General features: G+C 68.9%; 13 protein-coding genes, 1 tRNA gene and 1 pseudogene. 2 read left to right on the top strand and 13 right to left on the bottom strand.

The features are described from left to right. Window positions 1-24: 24 nt before the first annotated feature. Together WMF34_RS21465 and WMF34_RS21460 are read right to left on the bottom strand one after the other, a co-directional pair. Window positions 25-1,095 carry an HmuY family protein gene (locus WMF34_RS21465; RefSeq protein WP_437994395.1) on the bottom strand — a complete coding sequence of 357 codons (1,071 nt, stop codon included), beginning with the start codon at window positions 1,093-1,095 and terminating at the stop codon, window positions 25-27. After that, complete coding sequence (locus WMF34_RS21460; protein WP_437994394.1) at window positions 1,092-3,269, bottom strand: TonB-dependent receptor plug domain-containing protein; 2,178 nt, start codon at window positions 3,267-3,269, stop codon at window positions 1,092-1,094. Before WMF34_RS21460 ends, WMF34_RS21465 begins: the two co-directional genes overlap by 4 nt. A 459-nt stretch (window positions 3,270-3,728) precedes the next feature. On the opposite strand from WMF34_RS21460, the gene WMF34_RS21455 reads away from it, so the two are divergent. Then, a tRNA-Glu gene (locus WMF34_RS21455) sits at window positions 3,729-3,803 on the top strand. Window positions 3,804-3,991: 188 nt separating this feature from the next. Here WMF34_RS21455 and WMF34_RS21450 read toward each other — a convergent pair. The 9 genes and pseudogenes from WMF34_RS21450 to WMF34_RS21410 all read right to left on the bottom strand — a co-directional run. Further along, window positions 3,992-4,699, bottom strand: a pseudogene (locus WMF34_RS21450) (tyrosine-type recombinase/integrase); the annotation flags it as partial. Window positions 4,700-5,061: 362 nt separating this feature from the next. Then, window positions 5,062-5,763 carry a hypothetical protein gene (locus tag WMF34_RS21445; RefSeq protein WP_437994393.1) on the bottom strand — a complete coding sequence of 234 codons (702 nt, stop codon included), beginning with the start codon at window positions 5,761-5,763 and terminating at the stop codon, window positions 5,062-5,064. Beyond that, a complete protein-coding gene (locus WMF34_RS21440) occupies window positions 5,760-6,464 on the bottom strand; it encodes a recombinase family protein (RefSeq protein WP_437994392.1) in 705 nt (234 codons plus the stop codon). The genes WMF34_RS21445 and WMF34_RS21440 overlap by 4 nt, the downstream gene beginning before the upstream one ends. A gap of 31 nt (window positions 6,465-6,495) precedes the next feature. Further along, window positions 6,496-7,044 carry a crossover junction endodeoxyribonuclease RuvC gene (locus WMF34_RS21435; protein WP_437994391.1) on the bottom strand — a complete coding sequence of 183 codons (549 nt, stop codon included), beginning with the start codon at window positions 7,042-7,044 and terminating at the stop codon, window positions 6,496-6,498. 63 nt (window positions 7,045-7,107) lie between these two features. Then, window positions 7,108-8,430, bottom strand: coding sequence for a hypothetical protein (locus tag WMF34_RS21430; protein ID WP_437994390.1), 1,323 nt, complete (start codon window positions 8,428-8,430; stop codon window positions 7,108-7,110). 108 nt (window positions 8,431-8,538) lie between these two features. After that, entirely contained in the window at window positions 8,539-9,051 is a 513-nt protein-coding gene (locus WMF34_RS21425) for a hypothetical protein (RefSeq protein WP_437994389.1), read from the bottom strand. 346 nt (window positions 9,052-9,397) lie between these two features. Beyond that, window positions 9,398-10,279 (bottom strand): hypothetical protein, encoded by an 882-nt coding sequence (locus WMF34_RS21420; RefSeq protein WP_437994388.1) that lies wholly within the window; start codon window positions 10,277-10,279, stop codon window positions 9,398-9,400. 229 nt (window positions 10,280-10,508) lie between these two features. Continuing rightward, entirely contained in the window at window positions 10,509-10,751 is a 243-nt protein-coding gene (locus WMF34_RS21415) for a hypothetical protein (protein WP_437994387.1), read from the bottom strand. Further along, window positions 10,748-11,308, bottom strand: coding sequence for an RNA polymerase sigma factor (locus WMF34_RS21410; RefSeq protein WP_012238898.1), 561 nt, complete (start codon window positions 11,306-11,308; stop codon window positions 10,748-10,750). The genes WMF34_RS21415 and WMF34_RS21410 overlap by 4 nt, the downstream gene beginning before the upstream one ends. Window positions 11,309-11,817: 509 nt before the next feature. Here WMF34_RS21410 and WMF34_RS21405 point away from each other — a divergent pair. Next, the gene (locus WMF34_RS21405) at window positions 11,818-12,858 is read left to right on the top strand and encodes a hypothetical protein (protein ID WP_437994386.1); all 1,041 of its coding nucleotides are present in this window, start codon (window positions 11,818-11,820) and stop codon (window positions 12,856-12,858) included. Between the two features lie 630 nt (window positions 12,859-13,488). On the opposite strand, the gene WMF34_RS21400 is transcribed toward WMF34_RS21405, so the two are convergent. Next, complete coding sequence (locus tag WMF34_RS21400; protein ID WP_437994385.1) at window positions 13,489-13,629, bottom strand: hypothetical protein; 141 nt, start codon at window positions 13,627-13,629, stop codon at window positions 13,489-13,491. 206 nt (window positions 13,630-13,835) lie between these two features. Continuing rightward, window positions 13,836-14,540, bottom strand: coding sequence for a Uma2 family endonuclease (locus WMF34_RS21395; RefSeq protein WP_231864977.1), 705 nt, complete (start codon window positions 14,538-14,540; stop codon window positions 13,836-13,838). Window positions 14,541-16,074: the final 1,534 nt, after the last annotated feature.

Raw genomic sequence — 16,074 nt, 5'->3', positions numbered from 1 at the left:
GGTGTGCGATGGCGTGAGCGGCGCTCATTCCACTTGCTTGACGCGCATTCTCACCCGACCTGGAGATGCTTCCGTCGCGCCCTCGAAGCGCTCGATGACGATCACGAAGCGCGATACGCCGTCCGCGCCCTGGACGAGCCACGCGGCGTCCTTGGCCGGCGCGGGGGGCGTCGCGCCGGGCTCGAGCCACCGCCCCGTGAAGGCGGTCGCGATGTGGTCGCCGCGGTACGGGACGGCGGGATCGGAGAGGGCCGCGTGGTCGGCCGCGTCGAACCGCGCCTGCTCCGACGCGGCGGTGCGCGCCTTGACCTCGGCGAGCTCCTCGGAGTCCGACGCATCTGCCTGGAGGTCGGCGGCGCGCGTGGTCCCGGGGCCGCCGAGCTCGCCGTTGACGCTGACGAGCGTCCTTCGGAAGCAGACATTCCAATCCGCCGACGCGCGCGCCGCTTCGGGCGTGAGCATCAGCTGCCGGTTGCCCGCGAGGTCGAGGCAAGCGCTCGGCTCGGTCTCGACCGCGTCGATGCCGCCCGCGGTCGCGTCGAGATCCTGGATGTCGACGGTCGGGCCGGAGCCGTCGGGGAGCACCTCGGCGTAGCGGAGCTGATAGAGCGCGGTGATCGGCGCCCCGTCCACCTCCCCGTAGAAGGAGAAGATCTGGAGCTTCCAGTACCTGCCCTCGTGCTCGATCGCGTGGACGTGGTAGCGGCTGAAGGCGACGTGCTCCTCGCCGTCGTAGGCGTACCAGCGCGAGAAGGCACCGCCGGAGTCGTCCGTGAGCAGGAACGGGGTGTTCGGCAGCTCACCCGCTCTGTAGTCCTCGAGGCCGATCGGCAGCGCGCCGCCTTCGCCGGGGCCGCTGAGGCCGCTGTTGGTGAAGACGTCGTAGCCCGAGAGCGCGAGATCCCAGTCGGTGGACGCCGCGCCGTCTCCTTCCGGGAGTGCGATCTCCGGCGTGGCGAGGCGGAGGAAGACGCGGCCGGTGGCCGGCACGTCGACCTCGAGGAGCGCGCCGTCGTCCGTGGTCCCGGGGTCTCCGCCGTCGCCGCACGCCGGGGTGAGCAGGAGAAGCGCCGCCGCGACCGATCCTCTTGTCATGAGTCCTCCCACGGTAGATCGGCGCGGACGCCGACGTAAAACGTGCGCCCCTCGAGGGGCCGGTGATCGCCGCGGCGATCAGGGGCCTTTTGCGCGCCAAGCAGGTTCCTGACGCCGAGATACGCCTGCGACGAAGGCCAGAGCGGCCGCGCGAGCCGCGCGTCGAGCGTCGTGAACCCGGGGGCGTACACGTCTTCCTCGGCGCGCGGGCCTCTCTCGACGAACGCGCCGCTGATGGTCCGGAGGCGGGTGACGAGCTCGATCCGGAGCGGCAGATCGGCGCGGAGCGACGCCTGCGCCGTGTGCGGCGGTTTGCCGGAGAGCGGCTGTCCGGGATCGGCCGTGTCGTCGCGTGTCCAGAGGTAGGCGTAGCCGGCCTCGACGCGGAGCCACGGTGTGGCCTGGAGCGTGGCCGAGAGATCGAGGCCAGCGGTGCGGGCCTCGGCGATGTTCGTGTAGGTGTACGTATCGACGCCGGCGGAGGAGCTGACGGGCTTCGGATCGACGTCGATCAGGTTGTCGACCCAGTTCGAGAAGGCGCCGGCCCGCGCCGTGATCCCCTCTCGGGGGATCCATGTGACATCGCCGTTCACGCCCCAGGACGTCTCGGGGGCGAGCTCCGGGTTGCCCTCGAGGATGTAGCCGAGGCTCGAGTGGTCGAACGAGAAGCCGAGCTCCTTCGCGCTGGGGGCGCGGAATCCCCGCCCGCCGGAGACGCGCAGCGTGAGCGACGGCGAGGGCCGGTACGCGAGCGCGAGGCGTGGGGCGACGACGCCGCCGTAGCGGACGCGGAGCTCGCCGCGAACGCCGGGCATGAGGGTGAGCTCGTCGGTGAGCTTCCACCCGAGCTGGCCGTAGAGCGCGGCGCTGCCGAGCCGGGTGCTGGGCACCTCGTCGTTCGGCGGGATCTCCTCGGTGCCGGAGGTGGTCACGGCGGTGGTCTTGAGCACCTGGTCGAGCGTCTCCACCTCGGCGCGCGCCCCGGCGACCCAGGTGCGCTTCCCGTCGGCGACGGTGGCGATCGCCTCGTAGCTCTGGAGGGTGCCCGAGCGCTCGCGCAGCTCCTCGTAGGGCGAGCCGCGCTGGTCGCGGCCGCTCGACCGGAAGGCCCATTGCTGGCCCGCGGCGAGGCGCAGGCTGGAGCCGCCGCCGAGGTCGAGCGTCTCGGCGAGGTGCAGGGTGATGCGGTCGGTCACCTTGGGGAGGTCGTAAAGGTAGACCCCCAGGACAGGCCGCTCCTGCTGCTCGATGCCGTCCTGCGCGTCGTGGATCCAGCGCGCGCGGAGCCGCAGGTCGATGCCCCTGCCGAGCGCGGCGCCGGCGCGCAGGCCGAGGAGGGTCTGGGAGCGCTCGGGCAGGGCGGTGGGGGCGTCGGCGCCGGCCTCGGGATGGGCGAGGTTCTCGGCGGGCTCGACGAGGGAGAGGCTGTCCTCCCGCTGGAACGAGGCGTCGGCGCTGACCCAGGCGCGCTCGCCCCGGTAGGCGCCCGATCCCTGGAGGACGAGCCCGGCGCGGCTCCGGCCTTCGAGGCGGGCGCGGCCGCTGAAGCCCGGGTGCTCGGGGGGCGCGGAGAGCACGTTGACGACGCCGCCGATGGCGCTGGTGCCGTAGAGCGAGCTGGTCGGCCCGGTGACGAGCTCGATGCGGGAGACGTCGCCGAGCGGGAGCGACGAGAGGTCGATGGCGCCGCCGGCGTCGCCGATGACGCGCTCGCCGTCCTCGAGGACGAGGACGCGGTCGAGGTCGAAGCCCTGGATCTGGATGGCGCTCGGGTTGCCGAGCGCGCCGTAGGCGCTCGGGTTGACCTGGACGCCGAGCTCGCCGTCGAGCGCCTCACCGACGTTGGTGGCGCCGCGGCGCTCGGCCTCGTCGCGGGTGACGACGCGCGTGCGCACGGTGGCGCGCTGGCTGCTCTCCGGGGTGCGGGTGCCGGTGACGACGACCTCGAGGGGAGGCGGCGCGGCGGGCGAGGGCGGAGGTGATGGAGAGGGACGAGGCGACGCGGGAGAGGAGGGCGAAGAAGCGGGAAGAGGAGAAGGGGAAGAGGGCGCGGCGGACGGCTGCGCGGAAGGGAGCTGCGCGAGCGCAGGGCGCGAGAACGCGGCTGGGACGAGCGCCGGGAGCGGGCAGAAGGCGAGCAGCGCGGCGCGCGTCAGGCGCCGACGCCGGGGCACGGTCCTCCCTGGGACATCGGAACGGCAGGCTCGAGGCGCGGGGACGGCGGCATGGGGAGAGCTCGGCCTGTGCGGCGTTCGGTGGATCGGGTGAGGTAGGGTGGGGGATGGTCGCCCGATTCAGGGCGGTCGTCCAGCGGTTCGCGGGGCGGCGGGCGCGGTGGGCGGCGTAGATGGCGCGCAGCTGGAGCCGCGAAGGAGCTCGCGTCGGGACGGAGGCTCGCGTCGGGACGGAGGCTCGTGGCAGGCGAGCGGTGAGCGGAGATGCGGCGATGCCGAGCGACCGACGCCTCGGCGGGTGGCCTGCGGCGCGCCACGAGAGGCCCCGCGGCCGGCGCGTGCCGCGGCTGCGGGGGGCGCAGGGCGGGAGCGGGCCCGACGGAGGAAACCCCAACGGGCGACGCGAGTTGGGCTTGCATTGCTCGACGACGGACGGTAGGGTCCCGCGCCGAATCGCCGGTCCCCATCGTCTAGCCCGGCCCAGGACTCAGCCCTTTCAAGGCTGCTACGCGGGTTCGAATCCCGCTGGGGACGCTCCGCTTTCCATAAGCATTTCCGCGCAGTAGGCCCCAAGTGGCCGGTCCCTCGGACGATTCGTCGGACGAAACCAGGAGCGCGGAAGGGAGCGGCGGGAAGGGCTCGCCCACGGGGTGCATGAGGTTCTCGGCCTCGCGCACGTAACCCATGGTCGTTGCGATGTCCTCGTGGCCGGCGCGGCGCATGATCTTGATCGGCTCATCGCCGCGAAGGGCCATCCACGTGATGCCGGTCGCGCGGAGATCGTGGAAGGTGAGCTGTTTGCGGGTGGCGTCGTTGGCGAAGAGCTCGGCGCGCTCGATGCCGGCCCACTGAAGGTATTGCCGCAAGCGCACCGAGAGATCGCAGCTGGCCGGCATGTTGATCACGCGGCCCCGGGGTGTCTTTCCCTGCATCGCCAGGAGCAGCGGGAGCAGCGTGGGCTCGATGGGAATGCGGCGCGGGTTGTTCGTCTTCGTCTCTTTCACCTCGCCCGTCTCGGAGCGATCGATCGCCCGGTGGATGTGGATGAGGCGCCGATCGATGTCGATGTCTTCCCATTCGAGCGCTTCGAGCTCAGCGGCGCGCGTGTAGGTGTAGACCGAGAGCGCGAACAGCTGGCGCCAGCGGATCGGCACGCGGTCGCACGAGACCACGGCAAGGAACTCCGAGGGGAAGAGATAGCTCTTGCTCTTCTTCACCCCTTCATCCGGACCCCGCACACCGGCGGCGGGGTTGTCGTCGCGCACGCGCAGCGCCAGGACCTTGGAGCGGCAGGCGTCATCGAAGAGCTTGGAGACGACCCCCCAAACGTTCTTGGCCGTCTTCCACGAGAGCTCTTTCGCGCGCACGCGGGCGTCGAGGCCTTCCACGAAGCGCTCGAGGTCTGACCGGCCGATCGCCGTGATGGCCATCTCTCCGAGGATCGGGAGTACCCACTTCCGGAGGCGTCCGCGATCGTCGTCCACGGACGTCAGGCCGCGCTCATCGCGGGCCGCGCACCAGCGATCGGCGTAGGCGCGCAGGAGCTCGCCCGCGGGCGCGTCCGCCTCCGAGGCGGGTTGCATGGTGGCGTTCTCGGAGCGGGCGATCTCGGCCATGCGCCGGGCGCGGTCGCGGGCGCGAGCTTCCGAAAGGCCGGGCGGCAGGCAGACCCGCGGGCGCGAGCCATCGGCCAGCGTGAGGCGCGCATCGTAGTGGTCGCCGTGGCGCTCGATCGTTCCGGTGCGAGGTCGGGGCATGCGCGGTGTCTCCTTCAGGGCGCGGCGGGCGCGGTCTACTTCTGCTTCGCCTCCCACGCGCGCAGGGCGCGGGCGAGCGCTGCGATCTTCCCGGGGGGCATCGGCGGTTTCGCGGGGTTCTGCGTGTGAAAGCGGCTGATCTGGGAACGCTCGACGCCCGAGAGCTTCGCCAGCTGGGCTTGGGTAAGGCCCCGCTCGAAGCTGCGGCTCATGAGCTCGCGGACGTCGGTCTCGCTGCTCTCGCCAGCGGGAGAGCGCGCGGGCGGAGCCGCGGGCGCGGGTTCTGCGGCAGGCTGGCGCAGCGTCGAGATCAAGCCCTTGATGACCGACGACCGCGACACCTTGTCCGCGAGGCCGGGCGGCGCGATGGCGCGCTGGCGCTCGACCTCGGCATCGACGCTCTCGACCTCTCCCGGCGTGAGCCGGACGTGGACCATGACACCGGCGACGGTGCTCCGGTCTTCCTTCGGGGGGCGGCCCATGCGTGCCATGCTCTTGATCCTTTCCTTCACGGCTTCGTCGACCTCTCGACGTTCTTCTCCGGAGACGATGCGAACGATCGCGCAGAACCGCGGCCAGGGCTGCGCGAGCGCCCACGCGCGGAAGGCGCCGGGCGGGTCCGCGTGCTTCAGGATCTTCTGGCAGAGCTCGCGGGTCGCCGGGTCGGGGTTCGGCTCGGCCAGGGCATGCCGAACCGCTGCGCTACCCCATATCTTGCACGCGATGGAGAAACTCACTCTCTCGACCTCGCGAGCACCTTTCGCACGGTTTCAGCTGCCCAGCTACCGCCCCGCTTCGTCCGATACCCCTCGTCGGTGAGGGTGGCTGCGATCTCGCGCAGCGAGAGGCCATCGGCGCGAAGCGCGAGGATTCGATCGACGGTCGCAGCCTCATCCTGCACACGGGCGATGATGCGCCGGCCGTCTGCGTCGGCCTCCCCGGTGTGAACCCACCCGAGCGCCGCCCCGCCGAGCCGCACGCCATCGGCGCGCAGCTGGGCCAGCGCATCGCGCGTGCGCTCGGCGGTCGCTTCGCGCTCCCACTGCGAGACCGACGCGAGCACGTTCAGCACGAGGCGCCCCGCGGCAGAGCGCGTGTCGATCGAATCGGCGACCGACAGGAGCGAGAAACGATCGGCGAAGTAGCCGGCGATCAACGTGTCGAGGTCGCGCACGCTGCGCGTGAGGCGATCGAGCTTCGCCACGAGCAGGGCGGAAGCCTGGCCAGCGTCGAGCATGCCGAGGGCGCGTTGCAGGCCGGGGCGGTCGAGCGTCTTGGCGCTGACGCCGGGGTCTTCGATGATGTCCACGAGGTCGAGATCCATGGCCGTCGCGTAGGCTTCGAGCTTCGTCCGCTGCGCCAAAAGGCTCACGCCGCCATCCGCCTGATGTTCGGTCGAGACCCGCACGTAACCGATCGCCCTCGTCCGCTCGCCCATATGTACATTATGTATCTCGGTATGTATCCGGTCAAGGGAGATTGCGATCGAGCTCTGCCGAGATCGCCCACGGCTGCGACGCGGGCGCGGGCCCCTTCTCGCGGATCGTGCTCCACGCGACCGCGGCGGCGTCCCGTGCGTGCTCGCTCGACCGGGCGGGCCATCCGGCAACCCGCACGCGGATGGCGGCGGCGAGCGCGGCGTCACCTGCTCTGGCGCACCCCAGGGCCGAGCGCACCGCCTGGAGCGTCGCGGTGCGGACGATGAGCCCGCGAGCCGCCGCGAGCCCGGCGAGCTCGGCTCCGACCCACGAGGCGCCACAGAGCTCGCTGGCCATCGCGGGGCCGAACCGCGGGCGGGGGAAGACCCGGACGACGCGCTCGACGGCGACCAGCGCGGGGGAGTAGCGCGAGAGCAGCGCCCCCGCGGCTGCGCGCAGGGCCTCGATCCCGGGATCGCCCGCGAGGTCGACGGGAAGCACGCCGGAGCCGACGTGCCGCGCGCCGGCCGCGTCCACGTTGAGCGCCGCCCATCCGACGCGGGCGGCGCCAGGGTCGAACCCAAGCACGATGGTGTCCATCGGGAAAGCCTCACGTCCCCCAGCACGCTGCATGCCGGCCCCGGCCGATTTACTTGCGGTAAATCAGCCGGGGCCGGCATGCAGCGTGCGGGGGACGTCGGAAGAACAATGTCCTAGCACCGTCCTGTCAAGATATTTCGTATGCGAAGAATCGGCGCCATCTTTGCCCTGTGCATCGGGAGCGGCGGCGCGCTCCGTGCTCGTCTCGCTTCGCCCCTTCGATGGCGGCCTAGAAGCCGACGGCGACGAGCACGCGGCGCCCTGGCCCGCTGCCACCGTCGCGAGCCGAGCACCACGAGCGCCGGGGCTCGGCGGGGCAGGAACGCCGTTCCGTGCCACGCCGATCTCGACCACCGTCCCCCGCGGCGCCGCTCCGTTGGCGCTGAGGAGCCGTCCGAGCGCGTCATGGGCGATGCGCGCCGTCCCGACGTCGCCCGCCGCGAGCGCCTCGACCATCCCTTGAATCAAGTGTTCGGCCATCATCACCCGCGGATTGGCCTGCTTCATACGACCTCTGTCCAATCCACGCGGCTCCGCTGTCTCCGAGGTGGCGCCGCTCGGCGCTCGGCGTAAGCGCACGGCGGGGCACGCTCCGGATTGCGTGAAAACGGCTTCCTGTAGGACTCCCCAGCGCGGATCCGTCTTGCAGCGCTCTCTGCGCGTGGCGGTTTCGAGGGCGACGAGACGCAGCGTCTTGCGGGTGAACCGCTGCCATACGGCATCCAGGCGTTCGGGCAGAGTCGACGGCGTACGTAGGCCGAGCTCGGCCAGATGCCGGCCGCGAGGGCGAAACTCTGCACGCCATATCTGCCCCTGCCCGTCCCATCCGTGCGCGATCCACCCCGCGCGCTCCATGTCGGCGCGGACGGTAGCGCGCTTCCGACCTAGCTGGCCCGTCTTGTTGTAGAGCGAGAAGACCAAGTTTCGCCGATCGCCTACATGCAAGCCGGTGAGCATGGGTCCGCTGCGCGTTCGACGCGCATCGGTCCGCCAGTCGCGCATGCGTCGCAGGCGGCCGACGAACGCCTCCCGATCGGCCTCGCTGAACGTCGCCCCCGCGATGTCGACGCAGAGATCGAGCTCTTGGACCTTGCCTACTGGTGCCTCGGAGCCGGGGGCGGCGAAGTGCGCGGCGATCATGTCGGCGTGGTTCACGGCTTCCGCCAAGGGACGCGACGCGAGGAAGGGAACCGCGAGATCGACGATGATGTCACCCGCCCCGACGAAGATCCGGCCGCTCTCACCGACCGCGGAGAACGGCTTGCCCCGCCTGCCCTGCCGCTCGACCGCGAAGCGCTCGCCTGCGATCGTGAGGTACGCCTCGCCGATGCGTGCCGCCAATTTGGCGCGCGTCAGCTGGTCCAGCACCGCGGGGGAGACCGGCACGCGGTAGCCGATCCGCAGCGCATCTACCCGTGCCCCGACGACGTAGGGGCTGCTCCCGGCGCGCGGGGTGGTGGTGTTTGAACACCCTTTCATAAGGCTGCCGCCCGGTCACCTTCGGCCAGCGCGGCCGTTCGCCGGTGCGAACCGAAGACCAGCGCCGATGAGCCGAGCGCGATCGTCGTCCGCGTCGTCTCCGGGCTTGCGTTCGCGAGGCGCGATCTTCCGGCTCTCGATCCAGGTCTCGACTTCGGTCCAGAACGCCCAGACTTCCCTTCCGCATTTGAACGTGGGGAAATTCTTGCGGCGCCCGGCGTCCAGAAACGCCCGGGCGGAGCCGAGCGGGTTCGCCTTCGAGGTCGCATAGCGCGGCGTCCGCTGCGCGATGACCCCGCCCGCGTCGAGCGCGTCCGCCTGCGCGCGCAGTGTGCGGGCTTGCACATCGAGCGCGTCCGCCTGCGCGCGCAGTGTGCGGGCTTGCACATCGAGCGCGTCCGCCTGCGTACGCAGTGCGCGAGCTTGCATATCGAGCGCGTCCGCCTGCGCACGCAGTGTGCGGGCTTGCATACTGAGTGCATCCGCCTGCGCGCGCAGCAACGCCACGACGTCCACAGCGGCCTTCACGACGAACGCTCCTGTGTCGACTGGGCGCGCTCGATCTGCGCCAAGCGAAGGCGAAGCCCCTGCTCTGCGATCCGGCACTGCGGGATCCCCGTGTCCTCTGACGCGGTGCGGAGCCGTTCTCGAACATCGACGGGGAGACTGAGATTTGTGGGGGCGCGGTTCGCCTTCGTCCGCGGTCCGCGAGCAGGTGCTTGCTGGTGCATGCGCAAGACCGTGCCTCGCGGTGGTTCGTCCCGCTAGAAACTGCCCCCCACGGGGGGCATGCGGGGCACCTGCTGCCCCCCACCGGGGGCATGCGGGGCACCTGCTGCCCCCCACGGGGGGGATGCGGGGCACCCTCTTGACATCATCGCGAGCGCGGCTTGTGGTCGAGAAACTTGAAGGCGTTGCGGGTTTCTGAACGGCTTTTTCCGGAGATCTTGAACTCTTCGCGCAGCAGCCGTTCGGCGATCGTTTGCCCCAACGATTCCGAATGCTCGCCCGAGAGTGTCTCGCTAACCGCGAGCAGTGCTTCGCGCACACGAACCACAATCTGAGCCTGCCGCTCGAAGACGTCTGGATCCCTTGAAAGGCTCGGGATTGAAGGGAAGTTGTGGGCCATACACGAAGTAATTTGGGTGGCCATGCCTTCGAGCGTAACCGTGTTCGCTCTGAATTTTTCGATCTCGACCCGGATCAGGCTCGCGAGCATGTAAAATCCACCGGACAGCCGCGAGATATCAAGCGGACGCCCCATTGCATCTTCAAGCGGTAGAAACCCAAAACGGCCAGCTGAACCGCGAGGAGGGCGAAGACGGTCGCGTGCCCACTTGTCCGGCTCGCGCAGCGCTGCATGATCGCCCTTCTCCACGGCGTCGCACACCGCGTGAAGGATGTGCATCACGGGTACTGCGTCTTGGTTGGCATGCTGGATCGCGAGTTCGTAGAACTCCCGTGTAAGTCTCTTCAGATCGGCCATTGCTGGATGCAAGCCGGGTCGAGCTTGGATACGCAGTTCGTCTCCGTCGGACGTCTGCCCGACGATCGCGGGCAGATCCACCACGAGTTCGCCGGTGGCCTCCGCCTCTGTCGATGCCGTGAGCCTCGCAAGCGCCCACCTCTCGACCTCCTCGGGATCGTCCGAGCGGATCTCTTCTGGGCCGACTCGGTGCCGCTTCACCTTGTCGCTGCCGTGCCCGCCTGTCTTGCTCCTGCCTTCGCTTGCGCGTACCTTCTTAGCCACAGTCACCTCGCGCGTGATTGCCCGCGGCCGGGAGGCTCCACCCTCGCCGGCCGCATCCTTTCGAGCCTACAGCATGTGGGAGTGATCTCAGGGCCGCACGGCCGGGGAGCGATCGAACCCCCGGTCTCGTTGGCGGTGGCGATGCTGAGGCCGACGGGCTGCGCCGCGCGTCGCCAGGCGTGCGTGGGGGCGAGGCTCCGCGTAGCTCGCCCGGCATGCGCCGCCCGTGGAGCGCCTACCTGTCGTGCCGCACGAAGTGCCGCTCGATGGCGTCGAGGATCTGCAAGGCGCCGCGCGCTTCGGCGACGGCCTCGCGGTCCGCGCGAGTCGTCGCGTTCATCTGAGCGGCAAGCACGGCGGCCCAGAGCCGGTCATGGTCCCAGGGGTGGACGACGTACGGGTCAAGGGCGCGCGCCTGCTCCGCAAGGTAGGCGAGGTCTTCCCGGGTCAGTGCGCGGCGTGTCTTGCGGTCGCTCATCGGCGCCACCTCCGGAGCTTCAGCGCCAGCGCTTCCCGAGCGATGCGGAGCCTGGACGCCGCGGTGCTCGGGTTCATGCGCCGCCGCTTGGCGTACGCGACCAGCGACAGCGGGTCGTCCACCGAGAGGAGCGCGTCGCGTTGCCAGGGCGGCAAGCTGGCCATGGCGTCCAGCACCTCCCGCGCCTCGATCTGGGCGTGCATGTCGATGCCGACTGGCTCGTGCAGCAACCCGAGCGGTTCCGGATGAAGCACGGCGCGCCTCGACCACGCGCTGTGGACGTAGTGCGAGGCGAGGCGCCAGGCGATACCATGGAGCCACTTGCGGAGCGCGTCCCTGGGCTTGTCCCGCGGGTCTGGTCTGTAGAGCCCACGACGGACGGCGTTCCAGGCGTTGAGCAACACCTCGGCCTCCACGTCGCGGCGGTCGCGCCGCGGGATGCCAGCGAGCGTCGCCAGGACGATGCCGCGCTCGGCAAGGATCTCCTCGATGCTCGGTCGCTTCCTGGGGTGTCGTGCGGCAGGCGGGCGTCCGGCCCCCTTCCGCCGGGGCTTCACGCGCGCCTCCTGTGGTCCTCGTGGGGGAACCGCGGGCCGGCGGGCCCGTCTTCAGAACAGGAAGCGGGCGGGCGAGCGGCCCGTCCTGAAGGCGGATCGGTTCCTTGGCCCGCCGCGGGGCGTAAGTATACAACGGACATGTCGGACCTCGCTCTATCGGGGTTCGGCCACGCCGCCCGGGGTGTTACCAGCACCCGCGGGCGGCACTTTGCTTGTCCGGCGAGCTTACGTGGTCAGCACGAGAAGGGCAATCGATACCCACACTCGGAGGCAACCGAATCGCGCCGTCCGGGTTTCTGACAACGAGACGCTCGTCTCGTTGTCAACGACCATGCGATAGCGTCGGAGCGGTCAAGCCAGAGGTCACCGAGAGCGACCGGCTGCATCTCACCCGACAGACACAAGCTCCATTTGACAACACAAGCCAGAGTCGACCGATCATGCGCTTATAGCGCTTCGCCCCATCTTCGGACGCAACCGCTTCTTCAGGGATTCTACAGGGTGCACCGATGACCGGTTCCAGCCGCAAGCCCATATACAACCTTGAATTTCCCCCGTGGATCTACCAGCTAAACATCGGCCCATATCACTTTAAAAGGGCCGAGAACTACAAAGAAGAACTCTCTCGGCTTCAGCACATCGTTGCGGGGCAAGCGGAATTCAGAATCAGCCCGAACGCAGGCGCCAACGCCGTTACGGCGTACGTCGAGGGGCCAGCCAATGAAAAATCCGTCATCTTCTCCGACAGTCGGAACAAGACAGGGCTTAATGACGTCCTCCTGCTGCTGTCTATATTCACAAGGAGAGATGTCTTTGCCCTCGATCCAAACGCCGATCATCCACTGATTGAGGATCCTCGCATGTACGCCCGGGGAGGCATCTTAAGATGCTCCATCCCGTACAAAAGAGCCGGAGACGGAAGCCATGGAGACATCGGCCTAGAGGAAGAACTCAACCGGATCGTCGCCTTGACGAAGGACCCAGCATGGCAGCAACGATACGAGAGCGGGCACTTCCTATTTCTCGCGCGAGAGGCGTTCAAGCGTCAATCGATCGAGAGCTCGTTTACGCAATGCTGGACTATCTGGGAACACCTCTTTGGGGCTCTGAACAAAGCGTGGATGTCGCCCGAGACAATAAAGAACATCTACGCAAGGGAGAAGATTGCGTACATCCTAAGCGTCTTCGCGATCAGGGCAGAGATTGATCAGAAAGCACGTGCCAGGATCGAGGCGTTAGCCGAAGTCAGGAATCGGCTCATTCACTATGGTAGGCTCCCGGCGCGCGAAGGGGTACACGATGAAGCCGAGCTGTTTTGCCAAATCACGGAATTCGTAATTGCGAAGTCACTGGGACTCTACCCATCAAACCTGTTCAATACTGTCGAGAGTTTCGAAAATTTCATCCAAAACGAGCGGCCACCAGCAAAGCCGCAGCCCGGCGCAAAGCCGCAGAAGAGCCAACAGCCACAGAAAAAGGCGCAGGAGAGCCAGCGCCCGGAGAGCCAGGCGGGCCAGAAGCGCGGCAGTAAAAAACTAAGTGGCACCTGAAGTCATGCGAGGTTGATCCCCCATCGCGCGCAACTCATATCGTCCACTACCCGCCGCGCCGGGCGCGCTCGGCCGCGAGGTCGACCACGCCGGGCACGTCGGCCCCTGGCGCGCCGAGCAAGCGGCCGATGGTCTCGTGCGCGATCCGCGCGGCCTCGACGTCGCCCGCCGCGAGCGCGGGCCCAGCCGGGGCTACCCGCCGCGCCGGGCGCGCTCGGCCGCGAGGTCGACCACGCCGGGCACGTCGGCCCCTGGCGCGCCGAGCAAGCGGCCGATGGTCTCGTGCGCGATCCGCGCGGCCTCGACGTCGCCCGCCGCGAGCGCGGGCCCAGCCGGGGCTACCCGCCGCGCCGGGCGCGCTCGGCCGCGAGGTCGACCACGCCGGGCACGTCGGCCCCTGGCGCGCCGAGCAAGCGGCCGATGGTCTCGTGCGCGATCCGCGCGGCCTCGACGTCGCCCGCCGCGAGCGCGGGCCCAGCCGGGGCTACCCGCCGCGCCGGGCGCGCTCGGCCGCGAGGTCGACCACGCCGGGCACGTCGGCCCCTGGCGCGCCGAGCAAGCGGCCGATGGTCTCGTGCGCGATCCGCGCGGCCTCGACGTCGCCCGCCGCGAGCGCGGGCCCAGCCGGGGCTACCCGCCGCGCCGGGCGCGCTCGGCCGCGAGGTCGACCACGCCGGGCACGTCGGCCCCTGGCGCGCCGAGCAAGCGGCCGATGGTCTCGTGCGCGATCCGCGCGGCCTCGACGTCGCCCGCCGCGAGCGTTGCCCTCATGCCTTCCGCCAGCTGGCCGAGCAGCACCGTCCGCGGGTCCTCCGGTTTCGTCCGCGATTCGTCCGGCTCACGAGGTTCCGCGCACTTAGCCGCCGCTGTCTGCATCGTCACCTCGCCGCCAGCATGCGGAACCCTACGTGATTCCTGCGGATCTCGACGTTCTTCCAGGGTTCGAATCCCGCTGGGGACGCAATTCATTAATAATTTCAAGAGCTTGGCGGCGCGCTGAGCGTCGGCTCGAGGTTCAGGCAGGTGCCGCACGAAGTGCGGCACCGCGACTGGGCTTCCGGGTCTCCGAGCGCTCCTTCTCCGGATTCAGGACCGAGCAGCTCTACCTCGCTCCAGAGCGCGTCGAGCTCGAGCGAGAGTCCCTCTACGCCGGGAAGATTGCCGACGATCCCGTCCGCCGCCGAGCGCGCGTGCACGTAGCGGCGGTCGGTTCCTAGCTCGAGGAGCTCGATCGTCCTTTCCTGCGGGTCGATGATCCAATACCAGCGCACCCCGAAAGACGCGTATTCGTGGAGCTTCTCGACACGGTCGCGGCGCGCGTCCCGCGGGGTAGGAGAGACCACCTCGACCATGATGTCGGGCGGAGCGTGGATCGTCCCGCGCCGAGGTGGCTTGCGGCTCTGAGGCATGTACGCAGAGGCGTCGGGCTTCCGGCCAGAGACAGCGCTCACGGCGTACTTCGCTTCGGAGCCCAGCACGAGCCCGCCCTGCGGGATGAGCCAGCCCCCGAGTACCCTGATCACCCAGGCCACGATCACTTCGTGAACGGCGTCCGGCGCCTCTTCCTCCACGAGCCGCCCGTCGACGAGCTCACCCGGTTCCTCTTCAGGCAGGCTGGTCCACTCGGCGAATGTGATCCTCCGCTCGACCGCGGTCCCGGTGAGTGCGCTCTGGCGGATCACCTCCTCACGGTAGCACAGCGTTGCGCGTGCTGTCGTATCAGCGTCGGAGCTCGGCGCTCCAGGTCGAGCTCGGGGAGCTCGGTGCCCCGGTCCCCAGCGTTGGCACCCCCTCGGGCCCATCTGCGGAAGGGGAAGCGGACGGGCGATGGGCCGTTCGCTTTGATGCAGTGATGACGGCCTCATCGGCGGTCGCCACCGTGAAGCTCGCGGGCGTGCGCCAGTGGACCATCGATCAACTTCCTCGGGCGCCTGCCCACCCGCCTCCTCGCGTGACCCCCTATGGATGCCCTCTTCTGGCGACTCCCCGGACCGTCCCTCGTCCTTGAGCAGCGAGAACGACAAGCGGGCTGAAACCGACTGAAAAGAGCAGAAACTCGAACTGCCACGGCACCAAGGGCGCCAAGCGCAGGACACCCTCTTGGCGTCCTTGGTGTCTTGGCGGTTCATTTCTCGCTTGCTCAACGTGAACGTGATCGATGCCCTGGCCTTGGCTCTCTCGTGTTCCACGTACGGAACGCGGCCGTTCCAGAACGCCCACCTGGCGTCGCCTAGGTATCGCCGCATACTCCGGACGTGATTCTCGTACCACGGACGCACTTGGTCCGAGGCGCGGCGGTCGGCGTCAAAATCGTCGAGAAAACCATGTCCATCAGCCTGCCTACAGCCGCGATGGGTCGCAAGTGCGGCTGTAGTACTAGGCGTCTGCGTCCTCCGACCAGATCACGCCGCTGACCCTGAGCCTTGCGCCGGCCATAGCCCCGCCAGGACTCGTCCAGCTGCGGCGTGTCTGCGCTCTGGGGATACTGTTGTTCCATTTCAATAGAAGTGACAGATCGCGTAGATGATCGATTCTCGAAACCATCGCGAAACAATGTGGAGGCATCCATCGACGGCGGCATGGCTCCTCAAGGCTGCCCAGGCTCACGTAACGTACGGGCCCTACTGGACACCTCACGAGCTTTCGAATCATGCCCCTTCGTCCGGGTAGCCGGCCGCCGCGCTGACTCGCTGTGCGTGGACCCCGGTCTTCCCAGCGAGCAGCTGACCACGGCCATTCAGTCATTGAATCTCCTTCATGATGCAACGGGACTGTCATTGCCCCCGTCGAATAAAGCTGGCGTTGTGCGGAGTGGCGATCTGCGCCAGCGGCCAGGCGGCGAAGCGGCACGACCGCGAGGTGATGCGCCCGCGAACCTGGTGCTGCGGCCGAGGAGCGCTGTCGGCCTGTCGTGCGCTGCAGGGCGCGGACGCGGCGCTCGGCGCCGCCTCTGCCTATCGACGGTCCCGACGCGGACGACGGCCTCGGCGCGCGTGGATACATACGAAATCAGGAGAGGAAATCGCGCCGAAATATGGTTGCGCTACTATGTTAATTGTATTGCATCTTGCAACCAAGATGCGACATATGGCGGCGCAGGATCGATGCAAACTGCGCACCACGCAGCTCAGCCGCTCGACAGATGCGCGAGACCTGATCGAGTTGAGTGTCGCGGCGTGTCCCACATTGTGGGACGAATTGTTTGGCAAATATGTG

It is taken from the genome of Sorangium sp. So ce145, assembly GCF_051525985.1.
GTDB lineage: Bacteria > Myxococcota_A > Polyangia > Polyangiales > Polyangiaceae > Sorangium > Sorangium cellulosum_B.
The sequence above is the reverse complement of the archived record's forward strand: the minus strand, read 5'-3'. Positions and strand labels throughout refer to the sequence as shown.

Coding starts and splice junctions, on each gene's coding strand:
- WMF34_RS21400 (WP_437994385.1), bottom strand. CDS start 13,629: ATGAGGGCAACGCTCGCGGCGGGCGACGTCGAGGCCGCGCGGATCGCG.
- WMF34_RS21440 (WP_437994392.1), bottom strand. CDS start 6,464: ATGGGCGAGCGGACGAGGGCGATCGGTTACGTGCGGGTCTCGACCGAA.
- WMF34_RS21415 (WP_437994387.1), bottom strand. CDS start 10,751: ATGAGCGACCGCAAGACACGCCGCGCACTGACCCGGGAAGACCTCGCC.
- WMF34_RS21465 (WP_437994395.1), bottom strand. CDS start 1,095: ATGACAAGAGGATCGGTCGCGGCGGCGCTTCTCCTGCTCACCCCGGCG.
- WMF34_RS21405 (WP_437994386.1), top strand. CDS start 11,818: ATGACCGGTTCCAGCCGCAAGCCCATATACAACCTTGAATTTCCCCCG.
- WMF34_RS21435 (WP_437994391.1), bottom strand. CDS start 7,044: ATGGACACCATCGTGCTTGGGTTCGACCCTGGCGCCGCCCGCGTCGGA.